Annotated in this window: 15 protein-coding genes; 4 read left to right on the forward strand and 11 right to left on the reverse strand. The window is 36.0% G+C overall.

What is annotated here, in order from left to right:
• Position 1: 1 nt before the first annotated feature.
• The gene (gene gltB / locus K5V07_RS04570) at positions 2–4528 is read right to left on the reverse strand and encodes a glutamate synthase large subunit (RefSeq protein WP_221916562.1); all 4527 of its coding nucleotides are present in this window, start codon (positions 4526–4528) and stop codon (positions 2–4) included.
• 407 nt (positions 4529–4935) lie between these two features.
• Between gltB and sucC the strand changes: the two genes are divergently transcribed.
• Both sucC and K5V07_RS04580 read left to right on the forward strand, forming a co-directional pair.
• Entirely contained in the window at positions 4936–6129 is a 1194-nt protein-coding gene (gene sucC / locus K5V07_RS04575) for an ADP-forming succinate--CoA ligase subunit beta (protein ID WP_086453873.1), read from the forward strand.
• Between the two features lie 153 nt (positions 6130–6282).
• Entirely contained in the window at positions 6283–7851 is a 1569-nt protein-coding gene (locus tag K5V07_RS04580; protein ID WP_221918140.1) for a YdiU family protein, read from the forward strand.
• Positions 7852–7978: 127 nt separating this feature from the next.
• On the opposite strand, the gene K5V07_RS04585 is transcribed toward K5V07_RS04580, so the two are convergent.
• From K5V07_RS04585 to K5V07_RS04600, 4 genes are all read right to left on the reverse strand, one after another.
• Entirely contained in the window at positions 7979–8635 is a 657-nt protein-coding gene (locus K5V07_RS04585; protein WP_221916563.1) for an oxidoreductase, read from the reverse strand.
• A 2-nt stretch (positions 8636–8637) separates the two neighbouring features.
• Positions 8638–9105: a DUF1456 family protein gene (locus K5V07_RS04590; RefSeq protein WP_086453877.1), complete on the reverse strand. Its 468-nt coding sequence runs from the start codon at positions 9103–9105 to the stop codon at positions 8638–8640.
• Between the two features lie 84 nt (positions 9106–9189).
• Positions 9190–10200 carry a dipeptide epimerase gene (locus K5V07_RS04595; RefSeq protein ID WP_221916564.1) on the reverse strand — a complete coding sequence of 337 codons (1011 nt, stop codon included), beginning with the start codon at positions 10198–10200 and terminating at the stop codon, positions 9190–9192.
• 26 nt (positions 10201–10226) lie between these two features.
• Positions 10227–11048: an alpha/beta hydrolase gene (locus K5V07_RS04600; RefSeq protein WP_221916565.1), complete on the reverse strand. Its 822-nt coding sequence runs from the start codon at positions 11046–11048 to the stop codon at positions 10227–10229.
• Positions 11049–11104: 56 nt separating this feature from the next.
• Here K5V07_RS04600 and K5V07_RS04605 point away from each other — a divergent pair, with 56 nt between their 5' ends.
• Positions 11105–11506, forward strand: coding sequence for an excinuclease ABC subunit B (locus K5V07_RS04605; RefSeq protein WP_221918141.1), 402 nt, complete (start codon positions 11105–11107; stop codon positions 11504–11506).
• Here the strand turns inward: K5V07_RS04605 and uvrB are convergent.
• Positions 11503–13494: an excinuclease ABC subunit UvrB gene (uvrB, locus tag K5V07_RS04610; RefSeq protein WP_221916566.1), complete on the reverse strand. Its 1992-nt coding sequence runs from the start codon at positions 13492–13494 to the stop codon at positions 11503–11505. The two genes, K5V07_RS04605 and uvrB, sit on opposite strands and share 4 nt — an antisense overlap.
• A 60-nt stretch (positions 13495–13554) precedes the next feature.
• Positions 13555–14499 (reverse strand): 23S rRNA (adenine(1618)-N(6))-methyltransferase RlmF, encoded by a 945-nt coding sequence (rlmF, locus tag K5V07_RS04615; protein WP_221916567.1) that lies wholly within the window; start codon positions 14497–14499, stop codon positions 13555–13557.
• A gap of 150 nt (positions 14500–14649) precedes the next feature.
• On the opposite strand from rlmF, the gene K5V07_RS04620 reads away from it, so the two are divergent.
• Positions 14650–15525 carry an alpha/beta fold hydrolase gene (locus K5V07_RS04620; protein WP_221916568.1) on the forward strand — a complete coding sequence of 292 codons (876 nt, stop codon included), beginning with the start codon at positions 14650–14652 and terminating at the stop codon, positions 15523–15525.
• Here K5V07_RS04620 and K5V07_RS04625 read toward each other — a convergent pair.
• The 4 genes from K5V07_RS04625 to K5V07_RS04640 form a co-directional block, all read right to left on the reverse strand.
• The gene (locus tag K5V07_RS04625; protein ID WP_158728917.1) at positions 15522–16184 is read right to left on the reverse strand and encodes a thiamine diphosphokinase; all 663 of its coding nucleotides are present in this window, start codon (positions 16182–16184) and stop codon (positions 15522–15524) included. The genes K5V07_RS04620 and K5V07_RS04625 overlap by 4 nt on opposite strands.
• A gap of 33 nt (positions 16185–16217) precedes the next feature.
• Positions 16218–17039: a DUF4249 domain-containing protein gene (locus tag K5V07_RS04630; RefSeq protein ID WP_221916569.1), complete on the reverse strand. Its 822-nt coding sequence runs from the start codon at positions 17037–17039 to the stop codon at positions 16218–16220.
• A 29-nt stretch (positions 17040–17068) separates the two neighbouring features.
• Positions 17069–19450 (reverse strand): TonB-dependent receptor, encoded by a 2382-nt coding sequence (locus K5V07_RS04635; protein WP_221916570.1) that lies wholly within the window; start codon positions 19448–19450, stop codon positions 17069–17071.
• Positions 19451–19596: 146 nt separating this feature from the next.
• Entirely contained in the window at positions 19597–21819 is a 2223-nt protein-coding gene (locus K5V07_RS04640; RefSeq protein WP_221916571.1) for an NADP-dependent isocitrate dehydrogenase, read from the reverse strand.
• Between the last annotated feature and the right edge of the window lie 123 nt (positions 21820–21942).

Genomic DNA, 21942 nt, shown 5'->3' on the forward strand with positions numbered 1-21942 from the left:
ACTATGATGCTATAAGTTCTTTGATTTCTTTAATTTGTTTTTCCTCTGCCAAGCGTTGTAATGCTTTTTTGTAGTCCGTAGGCATTACTTTTACAAAATGGTGCTGTTGATTTTCCCAATCTTCTAAAATTCTTTTGGCAAGAGGACTGCTGGTATAGAGCGAGTGATTTTTAATCAAACGACGTAGTTTGGTGAAGTCGTCCTCTTCTAAAGATTCCAAGCCAACCATTTCCATGTTGCAAACTCGTGCATCAAATTTTTTGTTGGGATCGAAAACATACGCAATTCCACCGCTCATACCGGCTGCAAAATTTCTTCCAGTTTTTCCTAAAACTACGACAGTTCCCCCAGTCATATATTCGCAACCATGATCTCCAATTCCTTCTACAACGGCAGTTGCTCCAGAATTTCGAACACAAAAACGTTCTCCTGCCATACCATTAATGTAGGCTTCGCCAGTAATAGCACCATAGAGGGCCACGTTACCTATAATGATATTTTCTTCGGGTTTGAAAGTTGCAGTAGGAGGAACTTTAATGATTAGTTTTCCGCCAGAAAGCCCTTTGCCTAGATAGTCATTGCAGTTACCATGAATTTTAAATGATAAACCATTTGTTGCAAAAGCACCAAAACTTTGCCCAGCGGATCCTGTAAAATCAACTAAAATAGTATCTTCGGGTAATCCTTGTGCGCCATAAATTTTTGAGATTTCGTTACTCAATATGGCTCCTACAGAACGATCGGTATTTTTGATATCGAAGGTAACTCTTGTTTTTTCTTTTCTGTAAATTGATGGAATCGCAGCTTTGATAATATCAAAATCCAAAACGTGCTCTAAAGCATGATCTTGAGTAGTTTTATTGTGATTGGGAACTTCTTTTGCTTTTTCAGGCTTGTATAAAATGGAAGACAAATCTAGTCCACTTGCTTTGTAATGCTTGATGGCTTTATTTACATTCAGTTTTTGTGATTGTCCAACCATTTCTTTCAAGGTTCTAAAGCCTAATTGAGCCATGATTTCTCGCAACTCTTCGGCAATAAAATACATGAAGTTGATAATGTGCTCTGGCGTTCCTTTGAAATTTTTTCTCAATTCAGGATCTTGTGTTGCAATTCCTACAGGACATGTATTCAAGTGACACGCTCGCATCATGATGCAACCTGAAGCTACTAATGGCGCTGTTGCAAAACCAAATTCCTCCGCTCCAAGTAAGGCTGCAATAGCCACATCGCGACCCGTTTTTAATTGGCCATCACATTCTAAAACGATACGGCTTCGTAAATCGTTTAAAATCAATGTTTGTTGCGCTTCTGCAAGTCCAAGTTCCCAAGGAATTCCGGTATGAGTTAATGAAGTCAATGGAGCAGCTCCAGTTCCTCCGTCGTATCCTGAAATTAAAATCACATCTGCTTTTGCCTTTGCAACTCCAGCGGCAATTGTTCCAACACCAACTTCAGAAACTAATTTGACATTGATTCTAGCTTCGCGGTTGGCATTTTTTAAGTCAAAAATCAACTGCGATAAATCTTCAATTGAATAAATATCATGGTGAGGTGGTGGCGAAATTAGTCCAACATATGGTGTTGAATTTCGAGTTTCGGCAATCCAAGGCACTACTTTTTCACCAGGTAATTGGCCGCCTTCACCTGGTTTTGCTCCTTGTGCCATTTTGATTTGAATTTCGCGAGCGTTGGTCAAATAGTTAATCGAAACTCCAAAACGTCCTGAAGCAACTTGTTTGATAGCGCTATTTCTAGAGTCTCCATTTAAGTCTTTTTGAAAACGTTTTGGGTCTTCTCCGCCTTCTCCTGAATTGCTTTTTCCACCAATTCGGTTCATGGCAATCGCCAGGTTTTCATGTGCTTCTTGGCTGATAGATCCATATGACATGGCACCTGTTTTGAATTTTTTTACAATTTCAGTCCAAGGTTCCACTTCATCCAAAGGGATAGGATCTAAGTTGTTGAATTCAAATAAACCTCTTATGGTCATCAAATTTTCACTTTGATCATTGACCATTTTTGAATACTTCTTATAACTTTCAGGACTGTTTAAGCGAACAGCTTGTTGTAATTTAGAGATTGTTGTTGGATTAAACATGTGCTTTTCGCCTGATCTTCTCCATCTGTAAACACCACCAATTTCGAGTGGAAGTAAATTACTGACTTTGGAATTTGGAAAGGCTTTTTGATATCTTTTTTTGACTTCTTTTTCAATTTCCATCAAACCGATTCCTTCAATTCGTGATGGCGTGTAAGGGAAATATTTAGAAGTAAATGTTTTGTTTAGTCCTAAGATTTCGAAAATTTGTGCCGCTCTATACGAATGCAAAGTCGAAATTCCGATTTTATTCATGATTTTCAGAATCCCTTTTGCAATGGCTTTGTTGTAATTTTTGATGGCATAATCCGCTTTTACACCAGTGATAAATCCTGCATTTACTTGGTTGTGAATAATTTCATTAACCATGTACGGGTTTATGGCACTTGCTCCGTAACCAAATAATAGCGCAAAATGATGTGGTTCACGTGGTTCTGCCGATTCAATAAGGATACCAAATTTTGATCGAACTTTTAAAATGTTTAGCGAATGATGAATGTATGAACACGCCAATAACATTGGAATAGGTGCCATTTTTTCGCTAACACCTCTGTCTGACAAAATCACAATATTACAACCTTCTGCAACTGCTTTGTAGGTAGCTTGTACTGCTTTTTCAAGTGCGCGCTCTAAGCCGTTTACTCCTTTTTTGATTTCGTATAACATTGAAATAGTGACTGACTTGAAATCGGCATGATCGATGTTTCTTATTTTGTCCAAATCTTCGTTGGAGATAACAGGATTTTGGATTTTTAGTTTTTTACAATGTTTGGGAACAATGTCAAAAATATTATAATCGCCACCAATTGCCAAGCTAATATCCGTAATGATTTCCTCGCGAATACCATCGAGTGGAGGGTTAGTTACTTGTGCAAAAAGTTGTTTGAAATAATTATACAACAATTGAGGCTGATCAGACAAAACAGCAAGCGGAGTGTCATTCCCCATTGAACTTAGTGCTTCGGCTCCTTCGGCACCCATTGGGTTGATGATGGTTTTTAAATCTTCAATCGTATATCCAAATAAGCGCTGTCTGGTTTCAAAATCAATATTTTCAACTGGAATAGGATTATCCGTGTACGGAATTTGAGCTAGCGAAAGTAAATTTTCGTCAAGCCATTGTTTATAAGGACGCTTGGTGACAATTGCATTTTTGATTTCATCATCTTCTATAATTCGGCCTTCATTCATGTCAACCAAAAACATTTTCCCCGGTTCTAATCGTCCGTGCTGAATTACATCTTCTGGTTTGATATCCAATACTCCAATTTCAGAGGACATAATTACGAAACCACTTTTGGTTAAAGTGTATCGAGAAGGACGCAATCCATTTCTATCTAATAAAGCACCAATAACGTTACCATCTGTAAAAGGAATAGAGGCTGGACCATCCCAAGGTTCCATAATACAAGCGTTGTATTCGTAAAAGGCTTTTTTATCTTCTGACATCGTTTGGTGTTTCTCCCAAGCTTCCGGAACCACCATCATCATAGCTTCGGGCAAGGAACGACCTGTCATCAGTAACAATTCAATAACCATGTCCATCGATGCCGAATCTGATTTTCCTTCCAAAATAATTGGGAAAAGCTTTTTGATGTCTTCGCCAAAAACATCACTTTTCATCAATTCTTCACGGGCTCGCATGCGGCTGATGTTACCACGAAGGGTATTTATTTCTCCGTTGTGACACATGTAGCGAAAGGGTTGGGCTAGTTCCCAAGATGGAAAAGTATTGGTCGAAAATCGTTGGTGAACCAATGCCAATCGGGTTACTAAATCATCATCGAGTAAATCGGTGTAATATCTGCTAATATCTTCTGGCATTAGCAAACCTTTATAAATTATAGTAGTGGTAGAAAAACTAGAAAAATAAAACATATGACTTTCGGAAATTCTTGAGTTCCGAATTGTGTGCTCTGCTATTTTTCTGGCGGCAAACATTTTGGCATTAAATTGTTGCTCTGTCAAATCCAAACCTTTTTTACCTACAAAGACTTGCTTTACAGTAGGTTCTTTTTCTCCAGCTATTTGGCCTAAATTTGATGCGTCAACGGGAACGTCTCTCCATCCTAAAATTTCTAGATTTTGATCATGAATAGCATTTTCAAACGCAGTTTTACAAAAAACAACTTGATTTTTGCTCTTTGGCATAAAAACCATTCCAACAGCATATTCTTTAGCATTTGGAAGTTCAAAATCACATACTTTTTTAAAAAAATCATGCGGGATATCAAATAAGATACCAGCTCCATCTCCAGTTCTACCATCAGAACTTACAGCGCCTCGATGCTCTAGTTTTATAAGAATATCTAATGCTTTGTGTATAATATCATTTGACTTAATTCCGTTTAGATTGCAAATGAATCCCGCACCACAATTGTCGTGTTCAAATTCGGGTAAATAAAGTCCTTGTTCTTTAACTGTCATTTTTGAATTTTTTTATGTAAAATTAAACAATCGTTATGATATAAAAGGTATATGGGTTAAAACAGAGTGTTTTTTACAATTGTAATAGAAAAGTATTGAATAAAAATTAATATTGATATTTTGAACGAGCTGTTTTGTTTTTTTAATAAAAAGTAAAAGGATTTATTTTTAAAATTGGGTCTGAAACAGCCTAAATACGTTTGTTTTTAATATTGAAATGAAATTCTAACAAAATTGTTTGAAAAATTGATATTTTTTAGAATCGTACCAATGTGAAATGGGCTTAAATACCTGCTGAAAAATTGAATAATAATTTATTTAAAAAAAATAACAGTTACATTAAATTTTGCTATTTTTGTGGCACTTTATTTCTGGAAGAAATTCAGAAGCCAGTCAAATTCTATATTATGAACATACACGAATATCAAGGAAAAGAAATTCTAGCAAGTTACGGAGTACGCATTCAACGCGGAATTGTAGCAAATAGTCCAGCTGAAGCTGTTGAAGCTGCGAAACAATTAACTGCCGAAACGGGTACAGGATGGCATGTTATTAAAGCACAAGTTCATGCAGGTGGACGTGGTAAAGGTGGAGGAGTAAAACTTGCCAAAAATTTACAACAAGTAGAAGAAATTGCAGGTCAAATCATAGGGATGCAATTGATTACACCTCAAACATCAGCTGAAGGAAAAAAAGTAAGTACTATATTAGTTGCTGAAGATGTTTACTATCCTGGAGAAAGTGAAACATCAGAGTTTTATGTATCTGTATTATTAAATAGAGCTACTGGTCGTAACATGATCATGTATTCTACCGAAGGTGGAATGGATATTGAAGAAGTTGCTGAGCACACACCACATTTAATCTTTACTGAAGAAATTGATCCTTCTGTAGGTTTACAAGGTTTTCAAGCAAGAAGAATTGCTTTTAACTTAGGACTTTCAGGAAATGCGTTCAAAGAAATGGTGAAATTCATCGATTCTTTATACAATGCATACATCGGATCTGATGCTTCAATGTTTGAAATCAACCCGGTTTTAAAAACATCTGATGATAAAATTATGGCTGTTGATGCAAAAGTTAACATTGATGACAATGCATTATACAGACAAAAAGCATATGCTGACATGCGTGACGTTCGTGAGGAAAACCCAATCGAAGTTGAAGCTAAAGAAGTTGGTTTGAACTATGTAGATCTTGACGGAACTGTAGGATGTATGGTAAACGGAGCAGGTCTTGCAATGGCAACTATGGATTTAATTAAGTATGCTGGTTTTGAGCCTGCAAACTTCCTTGACGTAGGTGGAACTGCTGATGCAAAACGTGTTGAAACTGCTTTCCGTATTATCTTAAAAGATCAAAACGTAAAAGCTATTTTGATTAATATTTTTGGTGGTATCGTTCGTTGTGACCGTGTGGCACAAGGAGTTGTTGACGCTTACAAAAATATGGGAGATGCTATTAAAGTGCCAATCATTGTTCGTTTACAAGGTACCAATGCAGCTATTGCAAAAGAATTAATTGATAATTCAGGAATGCCAATTTTATCTGCTGTTGAATTTCAAGAAGCAGCTGATCAAGTACAAGCGGCACTTTCTTAATTAGAAAATTGTTATATATTAGAAACCTGTTTGCTTTAGTAAACAGGTTTTTTTATGCCAAATAATTAGTGGAAAGTAAACAATTCATAATATTATTGGAAAGTACAAAACAGTATCGCACGGATCAATTACCTTTGTTTTTTTAAATTTGATATCATGAAACTTCATATAAAAAATAACTTCACATCTGAATTACCGGCAGATCTTGACCTTGAAAATACTCCAAGGCAAGTTGAAAAAGCGTGTTTTTCTTATGTAACGCCAGTAAAACCAAGTAATCCTGAATTAATTCATGCTTCTGCTGAAGTGGCCAATACTTTCGGACTTAATGAAGAAGATCTTGCATCAACTGCATTTTTAAATACGTTTTCAGGTACTACCATTTATCCTGAAACTAAGCCTTATGCCTTGTGTTATGCAGGTCACCAGTTTGGGAATTGGGCTGGACAACTAGGTGATGGGCGTGCCATAAATTTAACCGAAGTTCAACATAACAATGAATCGTATACGTTACAACTAAAAGGTGCTGGACCTACACCATATTCTAGAAATGCAGATGGATTTGCGGTTTTGCGCTCTTCCATTAGAGAATACATATGTGCCGAGGCCATGCATTATTTAGGAGTTCCCACAACTCGTTCGCTTTCGTTAATGTTATCTGGAGATCCCGTTCTACGCGATGTTTTGTACAATGGAAATCCTGCTTATGAGAAAGGCGCTATTGTAGCAAGAGTGGCTCCATCTTTTATTCGTTTTGGAAGTTTCGAAATTTTTGCCGCGCGTGAAGATCACGAAAATTTAAAATTACTGACAGATTTTACTATTAAACATCATTTTCCACAAATTCAAAAAGAAGGAATCGAAAAATACTTAGCCTTTTTTCAAGAAGTTACTCAAACCACGCTCAATATGATTGTCAACTGGCAGCGCGTTGGTTTTGTGCATGGTGTAATGAATACGGATAATATGTCTATTCACGGGATTACAATTGATTATGGTCCTTACGGTTGGTTAGAAGATTTTGATCCTGGATGGACTCCTAATACCACTGACAGGCAGCATAAAAGGTACCGTTATGGCAATCAACCTGAAATGGCATTGTGGAATTTATACCAATTAGCAAATGCATTGTATCCTTTAATTCAAGATGCTAAGCCGCTGGAAGCTATTCTTGAGGCATTCAGTACCAATTACGAAAAGGAGTATTTGAGAATGATGCAAAATAAGTTGGGCTTCCAAATCAAAAAAGAAGAGGATGTAGTCTTGATTCAAAGTTTGATTGAATTACTTCAACGAGTAGAAACCGATATGACTATTTTCTTTAGGAGTCTAAGCAATGTTACCAAAGTAGCTACTTCGAAAGATGCTTTCAATACTGTTAAAGCTGCTTTTTACAATGAAAAGGATTTAGATGAAGCCATCTTGAGTGAATGGTACGATTGGTTTGAAAAGTACAGTATTCGAATTAATGAAGAGGTTATTTCTGATTTGGAAAGAAAACAACAAATGGATAAAGTAAATCCCAAGTATGTATTGCGAAATTACATGGCGCAACTGTGTATTGATGATGCGGATAAAGGAGATTACGGTTTGCTAAATGAATTATTTGAAATGCTCCAAAAACCTTATGATGAGCAACCTAATTTCCAAAAATGGTTTGCCAAAAGACCGGATTGGGCCAGAGATAAAGTAGGCTGTAGTATGTTAAGTTGTAGTTCTTAAAATGGGATTTAGAATTATTTAATAGCAATAATATCTTCTCTTTTAATTAAGATTTTGTTTTTATTTTTCAGGAAAATTAAAAATACCTAACTAAATCCCGAACTCTCATTCAGGATTTAGTTAGGTATTAATTTCCTATTTCTTGAATCACATCCGATTCGTAAATATGAAAACCTTTTGTATTTTTTTGCGCTATGCGAAAAAGTGCTTTCGCAACTGTATTTCCATGTATGGCTTTGTATTTTTTTAGTTTTCCAACGAATACAAATGATACTAATTTCATGACAAATGCACCAGCTTTTTCTGCAAATCTAAATTCATTTCGATCACCCAATAGTAGGGAAGGTTGCAGAATGGAAACGCTTTCAAAATTACAAGTTTTAAGAAAATCTTGAATTTCGCCTTTTGTCTTTAAATAAAAATTTGAAGACGTGGCATTGGCATCCAGTGAAGAGATCAATAAATAATTTTTCACTTTATTCTCTTGCGCAAAAAGGGCGAATTGTTTAGGATATTCAAAGTCTACTTTTTTAAATGCTTGTTGGCTACCAGCTTTTTTTATGGTAGTGCCAATGGTGCAAAAGAAATCATCGCCCACAACCCATTCTTTATAGCTTTCGGGCTTGTCAAAGTCAATGACGTGTTGGGTTAATTTGGGGTTTTGTATTCCCGTATCTCTTTTTACAAAGGTTACAACGCTTGTATATTCAGGATTGTCTAAAAGTATTTGGAGTAATTCAGATCCAATAAGACCTGTGCTGCCAATAATCAAGGCTGTTTTCACAATTATGATTTTTTATTTTTCCCGAAATTATATTTCACTTTCTCCACCACTTGCACTTTTGGGGTTCCTTTTGCAAATGTTTTCTTGAAAGGTTTTTTAGCGGCAGGTTTTGTCTTTGATGGTGCTTCGTCACCTCTTGCTCTTTCAGAATCTTTTGCTTTAGCTTTGAATTCTGTTCTTTCACCTGCGCCTTCTTTCACTGGAATTTGGGCTTTGTGTTTGGCCAAAACATCATTTGGATTTTTTGGATTTTCCTTAGTTCCACGCAAGTGAATCACTAGTCCGTTCAAGAAATTACGCAATACTTGGTCACCACATTCCATGTAATTTTCATGTTTTTCATCACGAAAAAAAGCACCCAACTCCGATTTTGTAATTCTAAAATCTACTAATTCTAATATTTCAACTATTTGGTCGTCACGTAGCATAAGTGCCACACGAAGTTTTTTAAAGATATCGTTATTTGTCATCATATTCTAATTTTATACAAAGGTACGGTTTAAAAGCATTTACAAAGCATTATTTGATTTAGAAATAGTGTAGTACGACATATTTTACAAGAGCGCTACACCCGTTCCTGGGAGTTCAGAATAGATTGTTTTTCCAAAATCTAATCGAATACCGGTTGCTATGTCTTCTTTTAAAAGCAAAGCACCGTCCATATCTACATAATCTAATTGAGGTAACAATTGAGCAATAGCTGAGATTCCCACAGTAGATTCGGTCATGCAACCCGCCATTGTCCTCATTCCTAATTCTCTAGCTTGTACAAGCATACGTCTCGCAGGAGTTAATCCTCCACACTTGGTCAGTTTAATATTTACACCATGAAAGTGCTGGTGACACTTGAGTACATCTGTTTCGATAATACAACTTTCATCGGCTATAATGGGCAAAACAGCATGTTTGAAAACTTCTTTGTGTCCATGCCAATCATCTGCTGGTAGTGGTTGCTCTAAGAATTCTACTCCTAGTTTTTTTAGTTCGACAGCATTTTGTATTGTTTCGTCAACGCTCCATCCGCAATTGGCATCAATCCTGAAAGTGGCCATTGTATGTTTTCTTAATGCTTTTACAATAGCAATATCGTCAGATGTACCTAATTTGATTTTATAAATTGGCCATGGAAGTTCATTCATTTTGGCCACCATTTTTTCAATAGAATCAATGCCAATAGTATAATCTGTAAGCGGGTTTTTGTCAATATTATAGTTCCATAATTCGTATAGTTTCACTACTTTTTTTCGAGCATACCAATCGTTGTATGCATTATCTATAGCACACAAAGCAAAGGAGTTGTGACGTAATGTTTGCTGCATTTTCATCCAGAATTCCTCTGGAGTTTCTTCCAAAGTTTGTTCAAGAAGTGGTTTGATTTTTTCTAAATCAGCCATCATCATGGGAACGGTACTATTATAGTATGGATTTGCAGTAGCTTCCCCGTAGCCTGAAATGCCATCACTCTTTAATTCAACAATTAAGGTAGGTTGCACGTCAATCGATTTCCGCGAAATGGTGAAAGTGTGCTTTAATTTTAGGTCGTATTCCCTTAAGATAAGCTCCATTATGAGATTGTTTTAAGTTGTTCTGATTAATATCCGAGCCATAAAAGAGCATCCACAAAACCGTCACGCCAAAGTTTTTCATTGTGTTGTCCGCCTTTTACTATTTTTTTTTCATTCAAATTCAAACAATAGCATCTATTGGAATTCAGTAGGTATTCCATTTTGTTCAGGTCAGAAACCATATCTGCACTTTCGTTGTCGCCACACAGGAAATAAATTTTAGCCTTCGTCTTTTTAGCCTGTTCCATCGTATTGTAAATGTCTTTGGAAAACCAAAAGGATGGCGAAAATACGCCTGCCTTTCCAAATACCTCGGGGTATTTTAAAACGGCATAAAAGGAATTCAATCCGCCTAACGAACTACCCATAATTAACGTATGATTTTTATCGGTCTTCGTTTTATAGTTTTTGTCTACAAACGGTTTTAATGTTTTAACAATGAATTCTAAATAAGCATTGGCTTGGCCACCGCCGTATGTGTCATTTTTAAAAGGGGTTAATTCTTCGAGTCGTTTTTCATTGCCATGTTCAATACCAATTACTATAATTGGTGCATTTAAACTATCTAATTTTTCATCTACATTCCACTCGCCAGCGAAAGAAGTTTTTGCATCAAATAGATTTTGAGCATCATGCATATATAGGACTGAGAATTTCTTTTTTGAAGTCACATAATTTTTAGGCAAATAAACCCATATTTTCTTTGTGCTATTCAATTGAGGAGCATTAATTGTAAAACTATCAACCTCCTTTTTAGCAGTATTCTGTAAATTCTTTAGAGCTTGTTGCGCATTGATGTTTGTTGTTGTGAAAAAGAGTAGCAGCAATAGCATAGTAAATCTAATCATTGTTAGTTTTTGTGTTTTAAATTAAAAACAATATTTTAGCTAAAAATAATAATTTGATGCATACGTTCGAAGAAAAGAGGAGTTTACTTTTAGAGATGATAGCTTTTTCAACAGTAGATGGAAAATTACACAAGCGTGAATATGAATTTCTAGCAATAGTAGCACAAGCTTTAGGAATAGAAAAAGATGTTTTTAATGATTTATTTCATCAAGAAGTTCCTCAATTGCCTATTAAAACTGAGTTTCTGAGAATTCAACAATTTTATAGATTGGCTTTGTTAATGTATAGTGATGGTGTGATACATGAAAAAGAAACTATTGCCATAAAGCAAATAGCTATTGACATGGGATTGAATCCTAATGCTACCAAACGAATATTAAAATTAATGAGTGAATCACCTAATGCTATAATTGACGGGGCGGTTTTATTGAATGTTTTTCAGGAACAGCATAATTAAGGCAATTGACCTTGCAAGGCTTTGATCTCATCTCTAAGTTTTGCGGCTTGCATAAAATCTAATTCTTTTGCCGCTTTTTCCATGGATTTTCTCTTCTCTCGAATGAGTTTCTCCAGTTCAGGTTTAGTCAGATAAAGGTTTTCAGGCTCTGCTGCAGTGTTTAAAGTAGCACCTAATTCATAATCTACAAGAGGATTTTTGGTAAAGGCGCTTTCTATTTTTTTGTTCAACGCCATTGGAACCTCATTATGTTGGGTATTGTAATTGATTTGTTTAGTTCTTCTGTATGAAGTTTCGTCGATGGTTTTTTGCATGCTAGCCGTAATTTTATCGGCATACATAATCGCTTTTCCATTTAGGTTTCTCGCTGCACGACCAATTGTTTGCGTAAGCGATCGATGGCTTCTTAAAAAGCCTTCTTTATCAGCATCTAATATTGCTACAAGAGAAACTTCGGGTAAATCTAATCCTTCACGAAGTAAGTTGACACCTATTAGAACATCAAAAATTCCTTTTCTAAGGTCTTGCATGATTTCAATTCGTTCCAAAGTATCCACTTCTGAATGGATATAACGACAACGGATATGAACTTTGGTTAAATATTTAGCTAGTTCTTCGGCCATTCTTTTGGTTAAAGTAGTGACTAGAACACGCTCGTCTATTTCGGCTCGAACTTGAATTTCTTCGATTAAATCATCAATTTGGTTCAAGCTAGGTCTTATTTCAATAATAGGATCGAGTAATCCCGTGGGACGGATCACTTGTTCTACCACAACGCCATCTGTTTTTTGTAACTCATAATCAGCAGGTGTTGCTGAAACGTAAATAACTTGATTTTGCATGGCTTCGAATTCCTCAAATTTCAAAGGACGGTTGTCCATTGCCGCAGGAAGTCTAAATCCGTATTCAACCAAGTTCTCTTTACGGCTGCGATCACCACCATACATTGCACTAACTTGTGAAAGTGTTACGTGACTTTCATCCACGACCATCAAGTAATCTTTTGGGAAATAGTCTAGCAAGCAAAAAGGTCTTGTACCTGGCAAACGCCCATCTAAGTAACGAGAGTAATTTTCGATACCGGAACAATATCCTAGTTCCCGAATCATTTCTAAGTCGAAATTGGTTCGTTCTTCCAGCCTTTTAGCTTCAAGATGCTTGCCTATTTCTTTAAAATAATCAACTTGTTTTACCAAGTCTTGTTGAATTTCCCAAATGGCATTTTGCAATACATCTGGCGAAGTCACAAACATATTAGCAGGATAAATCGTTAGCCTATCAAATTTTTCAAGAACTTGAGAATTTTTAGTGTCAAAGCTTTCTATTTCTTCAATTTCATCCCCAAAGAAGTGAATTCTATAGGCTTCATCAGCATAGCTCGGATACACATCAACGGTATCACCTTTTATTCTGAAACTTCCGGGATTAAAATCAGCTTCGGTTCTAGAATACAAACTTTGCACCAATTGATGTAATAATTTGGTCCGAGAAATAACTTGTCCTTTCTCTATTGGGATTAGGTTTTTTTGAAATTCAATTGGGTTACCAATACCATACAAACACGAAACGGATGCGACAACCAGAATATCTCTACGTCCAGAAAGTAATGACGCAGTGGTTGACATTCGCATTTTTTCTAGCTCTTCATTGATGGATAAATCCTTTTCAATGAATACGCCAGTAACAGGCATGAAGGCTTCGGGCTGGTAATAATCGTAGTAAGAAACAAAATATTCTACGGCGTTATTCGGGAAAAATTGTTTGAATTCCGAGTACAATTGAGCAGCTAATGTTTTGTTGTGTGCCAAAACTAGTGTAGGGCGTTGCACTTCTTGAATAACATTGGCCACTGTAAAAGTTTTACCAGAACCAGTAACTCCTAAAAGCGTTTGGAATTGATCTCCATCTACAATGCCTTGCGCTAATTTTGCAATAGCTTGGGGTTGGTCACCTTTGGGCTGGTAATCGGATACTACTTGAAAATTCATGTCTTGGAATTACTTCATACAAAGATACGACTCAATTCAAGAAAATATGTTTTTAAAAACTTAAAACTTCCACGCTTTTTGTTGTGCTGAACTCAAGAAAGTCCAAGCTAAAATACGGCTTGTTTTTTGGCCCTGAGCCATATCAATAGTTTTGATTTCGACAGCGCTAACTTTGTTTAGTGTTTTGTATAAACTGGAAAGATTTTCTTTTTTGGACACTAAAGTCGTGAACCAAAGACACTGCATCGGATATTTTGCACTTTCGTAAATCATTTGGGTGACAAACCCAAGTTCTCCGCCTTCGCAAAATAATTCGGCATTGTGACCTCCAAAGTTTAAAACAGGCTTTGTAGTTTTACTTGTACTGCTATTAGATTGTAAATTGTTTATTTTTCTTAAGGTACTTTTGGTTGCCTCATCTTGTGATGCGTGAAAAGGTGGATTGCAGATTGTAAAGGTGAATTTATCCTCAGGCGTTATAATATTTTTAAATATAAAACGTGATTCCGTTTGTTGTTGTAAGCTAATTAAATCAATGAGTTTCGGGTTGTTTTCAATGATAGCACTACAGTTTTGAATTGCTTTTGTATCAATATCAGTTCCAACAAAACTCCAGCCGTAAACAGAACAACCTATAAGCGGATAGATGCAATTGGCACCCACACCAATATCTAATCCTTGAACAGTTTCGCCCTCAGGAATGACTCCGTTGTTGCTAGAGGCTAATAAATCTGCTAAATAATGAATGTAATCAGCTCTACCAGGAATAGGCGGGCACAAATAATTGTTAGGAATGTCCCAATTTTGAATGTCAAAGTGCTGCATCAAAAGCGCTTTGTTCAAAGCTTTTACCGCTTCAGGATCGCTGAAATCGATGGTTTCAGTTCCGTGCTCATTGGTTTTAACAAATTCACTTAGGGATGGATATGTAGTAATTAATTCTTTAAAATCATACCCTGTCCTGTCCAGATTCCTTGGGTGTAAATTTGTTTTTTCAGTACTCATTTTAAATCGTTCGTTCTTATTTTGGGTGCAAAGATAACCATAAGTAGTTTGCTAATGTAAAGTTAATGTGATTAAACAGCTGGAAAAGAAATCATAAAATTTAATTGAGACTTTTTTTGAAGCTTAAAAACGGCTACTTTTATGAAAAAAATGAATTTTATAGTAGCTCGATTCGTTTTCAAGAAGCGTTATATAGTAATTTTAGGAATAGTACTTTACTTGTTTTTGTGTCAAGCTTGTATGACTATGCGGTTTACTCCTAAAGAAACGACTTCATTTTTTTCAAAATCTCATACGACGTATCAAGACACGACCTTTCAAAGTGGTGGTTTTAAGTTGCATTATGTAGCCACTGGATCAGATTTAAACCCAGTATTGTTTTTTGTTCATGGTTCGCCAGGGAGTTGGAATGCTTTCAAAGAGTATTTAGTAGATCCAGACTTGCTAAAAAAATACCGAATGATTGCTATTGATCGTCCTGGATTTGGGTACAGTGATTTTGGGGATGCTCAAAATTTAGCAACACAATCACAGTTAATATCCACATTTATCAAATCTCAAAATTTTAAAAAGCCAGTTACGTTGGTAGGGCATTCGTTAGGCGGTCCGCTTGTTGCGCAACTTGCAGTGGATCATCCCGAGTGGTATCACAGGCTGGTAGTTTTAGCAGGATCTCTTGATCCAAAAGCCGAAAAACCAGAAAAATGGCGCACTGTAATTAAGATAATTCCGTTGCGATATTTAATTCCAGGAGCATTGAAACCCTCAAACGATGAATTGTGGTGGTTGAAAAAAGACTTGGTAACCTTAGAAAACCAACTTTATAAAATTGATTGCGAAGTGACAATTGTACATGGCACTAAGGATGTTCTAGTACCTTACAGCAATGTGGATTACATGAAAAAGAAGTTTGTAAACGCTAAGAAATTGACTGTAAAAACCATTCCCGAAGCCAATCATTTTATTCCATGGAGTCATTACGCTATAGTTAAAAACGTTATTTTAGACGAAGAAACAAAGAATTAATCCAGACATTCCATAAGTAGCAAATCACCTTCTTCATGTAGTATGGTAACTAAGCCGTCTTGAGCCACGTGATTACTACTACCAGTTCGATAACCTATAGTTAAAGTATCGTTTTGGAGTGGATAAAATAAATTATCAGAGTGTATTCCTGTTACTTGTCCTATTGGGATTAAGGAAATAGGAGTTTGTGCAGTATACCATTTTTCGAATTTTCTAGGCAACAAAAAGACTTTAGAGTGATCGTCTAGAATCACAATTTTCAATAGATTTCTGTATTTTGGGATGTTGGTTAGGTTCGTAATCGTATGGTCGGCTCTTTTTCCTGTTGCCCAAACCACATTTACAGCAGGTATTTTTCTATTGATTAAATAATCAAAAGCTTTCTCAAGATCTGTTTTGTTTTGGTCCGGTGTGTGAACAATTTCAAGCGGATATTGAGAAGTTTTATAGATTTCAGGATCAAAACCACGGTCAAAATCACCCAAGAGTACATCTACTTTTATATCTAGTTCCATAACTCGTACCATAGCCGAATCTAGTACAATTACTAGCGGTGACCACTCTAGCAATTGACCTAGAAGTTCAGGATTACAGGATGCGCCATTTGCAATTATTAAGGCAGGCTCTTGATCGTCCCGAACGATATGATGTGATGACATGTTTACTGATTTTGGTTTGGAGTACAAATATACTTATTCGACTGTATAATTTCTTACCTCTGTCTCGCTTAATGAAAAATACCCAAGTGGATAGTTTTCTGGTGTGGTCGAGTTGATGATATTTCCTCTTACTGTTGCTGGCGGAGCTTGAAATGGCCCACCTCCATTGTTACCAGCAATGCTTACTAGAACACTCATATAATTGTAATAGGCTTTTGAAATTCCGATATGAGTTACCTCTATTAGATCACCTTTCTTAAGTTCGTCGTTTTGAGAAATACTAAAAAATTCATTTCCATTGAAAAACTCATCTTGATCCACATAATAATCTGCTTTTACTTGATTAGAATAGCTGTATTTGTAGAGGTAATAATTGGCAGTTCCTGCTGGATCTTGGTAAAAAGTTTTTATTTCTTTATTGTTTCCGGTAAAGCCACCTTTGTCATTTTGAACAATTTTGGTAATAGTAGCAACAGGTTTTAATGTTTCTGTGGCAGTGTAAGTGGCGCCTTTGTTAATGATATTTAGCGTGTATGTCTCATTAAGAACTGGATTGAAATTGGTGCAAACATATTCTCCAGGTGTTCCTGTTTCAGTAAAAACAAAAATTGTGTTGGCACTATTTTTTATAGTCACAGTAGCTCCAGAAACTTTTGGAATTTTAGTGTCATAAAAACCAGTAGTTGTTGATAGTTTAATGGTTTGTACTGTACCACTTGTTCCTTTTTTCCAGTTTATTGCCGCTTCAATCACTAGTTTTGGCGCAGCATTATTCAAGTCAACATTTATTACATCCTCACAACTAGTGGTAATGCAAGCGCTAATTAGGATAAAGAGAAGGATTGCTTTTTTCATCATCTGAAATTTTAAAAATATTTTAAGTACTAAAATTTAAAGTTGTAACTCACTGCTGGAACCATCCCAAAAATAGAGGTTCTTACGGCTTCATTATTGCCTGTGTCTGCGTTTTGTCTAAAATTGATTGATGCAGCATTACGACGGTTGTATACATTATAAATACTAAAAACCCATTCGCCTTTCCATTGTCTATTTTTATTTTTTGTAGGAGTTAAGGTAGCTGCTAGATCTAAGTGGTGGTAGGCTGGTAATCTATTTTCATTGCGCAATCCATAGCTAGGAACAACTATGCCCAAATACTCGTATTGCCCAGTTGGGTAGGTTACTGGTTGACCTGTTTGAAGTGCAAAGTTAGCGCCAAAAGACCATTTGTCATTTAAATTATAGGATGAGGTTACAGCAATATTATGCAACTTGTCATATACAGAGTTGTACCACTGACCATTGTTTATTCCTGTTTCTAGCGGAGTTCTTCCTGGTGTTTGTTGCTCTGATCTTGACAATGTGTACGAAATCCAACCGTTTAATCGACCTTCGTTTTTACGGAAAAGTATTTCCAAACCGTAGGATCGTAATTGACCATTTAAAATAATTTGTTCAATAGCTTTATTTGCAATTAAATCGGCTCCGTCAATATAGTCCAATCGGTTTTGAACCTCTTTGTAATAAGTTTCTACCTCAAGAGAATACATGTCATCTTTAAAATTTTTAAAATAGCCTAATGCAACTTGATCTGCAATTTGAGGTTTGATAAAATTGTCACTCGGTGTCCACACGTCTAGTGGAGTAGGAGATGAGGTGTTTGAGATTAATTGTAAATACTGTACCATCCTGTTGTAACTGGCTTTTACAGATTGTTCTTCATTAATTTGGTACGCAATGGACAAGCGTGGCTCAAGATAATTATAGTTCTTAATGACCTTGTTTTTACCATAAAATTGAGAACTTATGGGTGTAGCTTTTTCATAAATTTGCAACTCAGGATCAAAAAGGACTGGATTGTTGTTCTCATAAATATTTACTGTAGATTGCCCTAATCTATAAAACATACTGTAACGAAGTCCGTAAGAAAGCGCTATTTTATTAGATATTTCATGATCTGCATTTAAGTAAAGCGCTGGTTCAAAAGCGTATTTTTTATCTAGCTGGTCAAAGTTAATTCCAGAATTTTCATTGCTAGGTTTTATGGTGCCGGGATTGAATTCATAGTAAATGGCGTTCAGTCCATAATTTAATTTGAACTTATTTGAAATGTAGTTTTTAAAGTCGTATTTGACATTGTAGTTTTTAATACCAGAATCCCATTTGAAACCTACAAAATCCAAATCCAAACCATAGTAATAGTCACTGTAGATTAGTGATAAGTTTGAAAATAATTTTTCTGAAAATAAGTGATTCCATCTAAGGTTTAAAGTAGCATTCCCGTAAATATTGGTAAAACTTTCGTTAAGACTAAAAACATCTCGACCAAAATACCCCGACAAGTATAAATTGTTATTCGGGTTTAATTTATAGCTTAATTTGGTATTCAAGTCATAAAAATAAGCAGAGTTATCTTTTTGCTCTTCAGAAAGTTTCAAGAACAAATGTGCATAAGAGCTGCGACCGCCTATTAAGAAAGATCCTTTGTCTTTTACTAATGGTCCTTCGGCCAAAATTCTACTGGATATTAACCCAATTCCACCGTTTACATGAAATTCTTTACTATTACCATCTTTTTGATAAATGTCCAAAACTGATGATGCTCTTCCGCCATATCGCGCTGGAATTCCACCTTTATACAATTTTAAATCTTTGATAGCATCAGGATTAAAAACAGAGAAAAATCCAAAAACGTGTGACGAATTGAAAATGGTTGCTTCATCTAATAAAATTAAGTTTTGATCAGCTCCACCACCTCGCACATTAAATCCGGAGGCACCTTCGCCAGCATTGGTAACACCAGGCAATAGTAAAATAGATTTTAAAACATCAACTTCTCCCAATACAACGGGCATTTTTTTGATTGCAGAAATGGAGAGTTTATTCACGCTCATCTCTGGTTTTTTGATGTCAATTTTGGTTTTATTATCGGTGATAATTACTTCCTTTAAAATGGTTTCATTACCCACTAGTTTGAAATTTCGAATCGTATTTTGGTTCAAATCAATAGATTCCTCAAGGGTTTGAAAACCCAAGTAACTTACCTGTACGGTGTAAATTCCCTTGGGAACTGTGATTGAAAAAAATCCATACTCATTAGTAGTAACACCAGTTTTTAAACTAGGTAAAACAACATTTACACCTATTAAAGACTCGTTACTGCTTGCATCGATTATAGTCCCACTAAGGGTGAATTTTTCCTGAGCAAAAGAGCAAAATGACGTTAGTACAACTATAAAGTACAGAATGTATTTTTTTGAGTTCATTGTTTTGTTTTTATCAGAATGAAAGTACAAATTACCTCAAATAGTTTGGTAATTTGCATATAACACATGTTAAGGTATTGCTAAGATAAAAAAAAGACAACTTTTTACAGTTGTCTTCTTTTTTTGTGTCACTATTGTTATTCTACTTATGCAATTTTTGCTAAAATGGCATTGAATGTTGCACTAGGACGCATGGCTTTGCTTGTCAACTCTGGATTAGGTTGATAATGTCCATTAATATGTTGAGGTTGGCCTTGAGCTGCAATAAGTTCAGTATTAATGCTTGCTTCATTAGCTAACAACTCAGTTGCAATAGGAGTAAAAATCGCTTTTAATGAAGGTTCTTTATCTTGTGCTGCAAGAGCCTCTGCCCAATACATAGCCAAGTAAAACTGTGATCCACGATTGTCAATTCCGCCCACTTTACGTGCAGGTGATTTGTCATTTGCTAAGAATTTTTCGGTAGCTACATCAAGCGTTTCAGCAAGAACAATTGCTTTACTATTGTGTAATGTTTGTCCTAAATGCTCTAATGAAGCCCCAAGTGCTAGGAATTCTCCAAGAGAGTCCCAACGCAAGTATCCTTCTTCTGTAAATTGCTCAACGTGTTTAGGAGCTGATCCACCTGCACCAGTTTCAAACAAACCACCACCATTCATCAAAGGAACGATAGAAAGCATTTTGGCAGATGTTCCTACTTCTAGAATTGGGAATAAATCAGTTAAATAATCACGCAATACATTTCCTGTTACAGAGATTGTATCCTGTCCTTTAATGATGCGCTCTAAGGTAAAGTTAGTAGCCTCGATAGGGTTTAAAATCTGAATGTCTAATCCAGTAGTGTCAAAATCTTTCAAGTAATGATTTACTTTTAAGATCAATTCTCTATCATGTGCTCTGTTGTTATCTAGCCAGAAAATCGCTGGAGTATTAGACAAACGAGCTCTGTTTACAGCTAGTTTTACCCAGTCTTGAATAGGAGCGTCTTTGGCTTGACACATTCTAAAAATATCATTTGCTTCAACAGCTTGTTCCATTAAAATAGTTCCATTGGTATCTACTACTCGAACTACACCATCCGTTGCAATTTGGAAAGTCTTGTCGTGAGATCCGTATTCTTCTGCTTTTTGTGCCATCAAACCTACGTTTGGTACACTTCCCATTGTTGTAGGGTCAAAAGCGCCGTGTTTTTTACAAAAATCAATAGTTGCTGTGTACACACCTGCATAACTGCGGTCTGGAATCATGGCAACAGTATCTTGTTGCTTGCCTTCTTTGTTGTACATCTGACCCGAAGTACGAATCATTGCAGGCATAGATGCATCTACAATCACATCCGAAGGTACGTGTAAATTCGTAATTCCTTTGTCAGAATTCACCATTGCTAAGGCTGGTCCGTTTGCGATAGCTTCAGTCAAAGCTGTTTCAACTTCGGCTTGCATTGGGTTGCCCGCTATTTTTGCGTACACATCACCTAAACCATTGCGGGTGTCTATGTTTAACTCTTGGAATAAAGTAGCGTATTTTTCGAATACTGATGCAAAATATACTTCTACGATAGCGCCAAAAATGATGGGATCCGAAACTTTCATCATCGTAGCTTTCAAGTGAACCGAAAGTAAAACGTTTAATTGTTTTGCTTCGGCAATAGTTTTAGCTACAAATGTTTTTAGTGCATGTAAGTTCAGTACAGCGCTGTCAATAATCTCTCCAGCTTTTAGCGGAGTGCTTGCTTTTAAAACAGTTGTTGTTCCGTCTTTGGCTACTAATTCAATTTTTACATCTGTAGCTTCAGTCAAGGTAACTGACTTTTCACTACCGTAAAAATCGCCACTTTCCATAGAGGCAACGTATGTTTTAGAGTCTGCAGTCCAAGCTCCCATTGAATGTGGGTTGGCTTTAGCATAATTCTTAACCGCTTTTGGTGCTCTTCTATCTGAATTTCCTTCACGCAATACAGGATTTACAGCAGACCCTAATATTTTAGAATATTTTGCTTTGATAGCAGTCTCTGCATCGTTTTGTGGCTCTTCAGGAAAGTTTGGTAATTGGTATCCATGAGATTGTAGTTCAGCGATAGCTGCTTTCAATTGCGGAACAGATGCAGATACGTTTGGTAATTTTATAATATTGGCTTCAGGAGTAGTAGCTAATTGTCCAAGTTCAAGTAAGGAATCAGCTGTTTTTTGATCCTCAGTCAAAAACTCCGGAAAGTTAGATAAGATTCTACCCGCTAATGAAATGTCTCTAGTTTCAATTTCAATGTCAGAAGTTCTTGTAAATGCTTGTACAATAGGTAAAAATGAATAAGTGGCCAGTAATGGCGCTTCATCAGTAAGCGTGTAAAAAATTTTTGATTTCTGTGTCATTTTTTTATTTTTATAATCGAATCACGTTAAATGTAGCTTATTCAAGGAATTTTTCTTGAAATAAGACGCACAAATATATGAAAATCAGATGTAATTGAGGGACGATTTGAGAGAGAAAAACTC

It is taken from the genome of Flavobacterium sp. CHNK8 (assembly GCF_019774515.1).
GTDB classification, from domain to species: domain Bacteria; phylum Bacteroidota; class Bacteroidia; order Flavobacteriales; family Flavobacteriaceae; genus Flavobacterium; species Flavobacterium tiangeerense.

Excerpts from the sequence above, each read along its gene's own strand:
- K5V07_RS04600 (WP_221916565.1), bottom strand. The coding sequence starts at position 11,048 with ATGATTAGATTTACTATGCTATTGCTGCTACTCTTTTTCACAACAACA.
- gltB (WP_221916562.1), bottom strand. The coding sequence starts at position 4,528 with ATGACAGTTAAAGAACAAGGACTTTATTTACCCGAATTTGAACACGAC.
- K5V07_RS04590 (WP_086453877.1), bottom strand. The coding sequence starts at position 9,105 with ATGACAAATAACGATATCTTTAAAAAACTTCGTGTGGCACTTATGCTA.
- K5V07_RS04595 (WP_221916564.1), bottom strand. The coding sequence starts at position 10,200 with ATGGAGCTTATCTTAAGGGAATACGACCTAAAATTAAAGCACACTTTC.
- K5V07_RS04640 (WP_221916571.1), bottom strand. The coding sequence starts at position 21,819 with ATGACACAGAAATCAAAAATTTTTTACACGCTTACTGATGAAGCGCCA.
- K5V07_RS04630 (WP_221916569.1), bottom strand. The coding sequence starts at position 17,039 with ATGAAAAAAGCAATCCTTCTCTTTATCCTAATTAGCGCTTGCATTACC.
- K5V07_RS04635 (WP_221916570.1), bottom strand. The coding sequence starts at position 19,450 with ATGAACTCAAAAAAATACATTCTGTACTTTATAGTTGTACTAACGTCA.
- K5V07_RS04620 (WP_221916568.1), top strand. The coding sequence starts at position 14,650 with ATGAATTTTATAGTAGCTCGATTCGTTTTCAAGAAGCGTTATATAGTA.
- K5V07_RS04605 (WP_221918141.1), top strand. The coding sequence starts at position 11,105 with ATGCATACGTTCGAAGAAAAGAGGAGTTTACTTTTAGAGATGATAGCT.
- rlmF (WP_221916567.1), bottom strand. The coding sequence starts at position 14,499 with ATGAGTACTGAAAAAACAAATTTACACCCAAGGAATCTGGACAGGACA.
- K5V07_RS04625 (WP_158728917.1), bottom strand. The coding sequence starts at position 16,184 with ATGTCATCACATCATATCGTTCGGGACGATCAAGAGCCTGCCTTAATA.
- sucC (WP_086453873.1), top strand. The coding sequence starts at position 4,936 with ATGAACATACACGAATATCAAGGAAAAGAAATTCTAGCAAGTTACGGA.
- uvrB (WP_221916566.1), bottom strand. The coding sequence starts at position 13,494 with ATGAATTTTCAAGTAGTATCCGATTACCAGCCCAAAGGTGACCAACCC.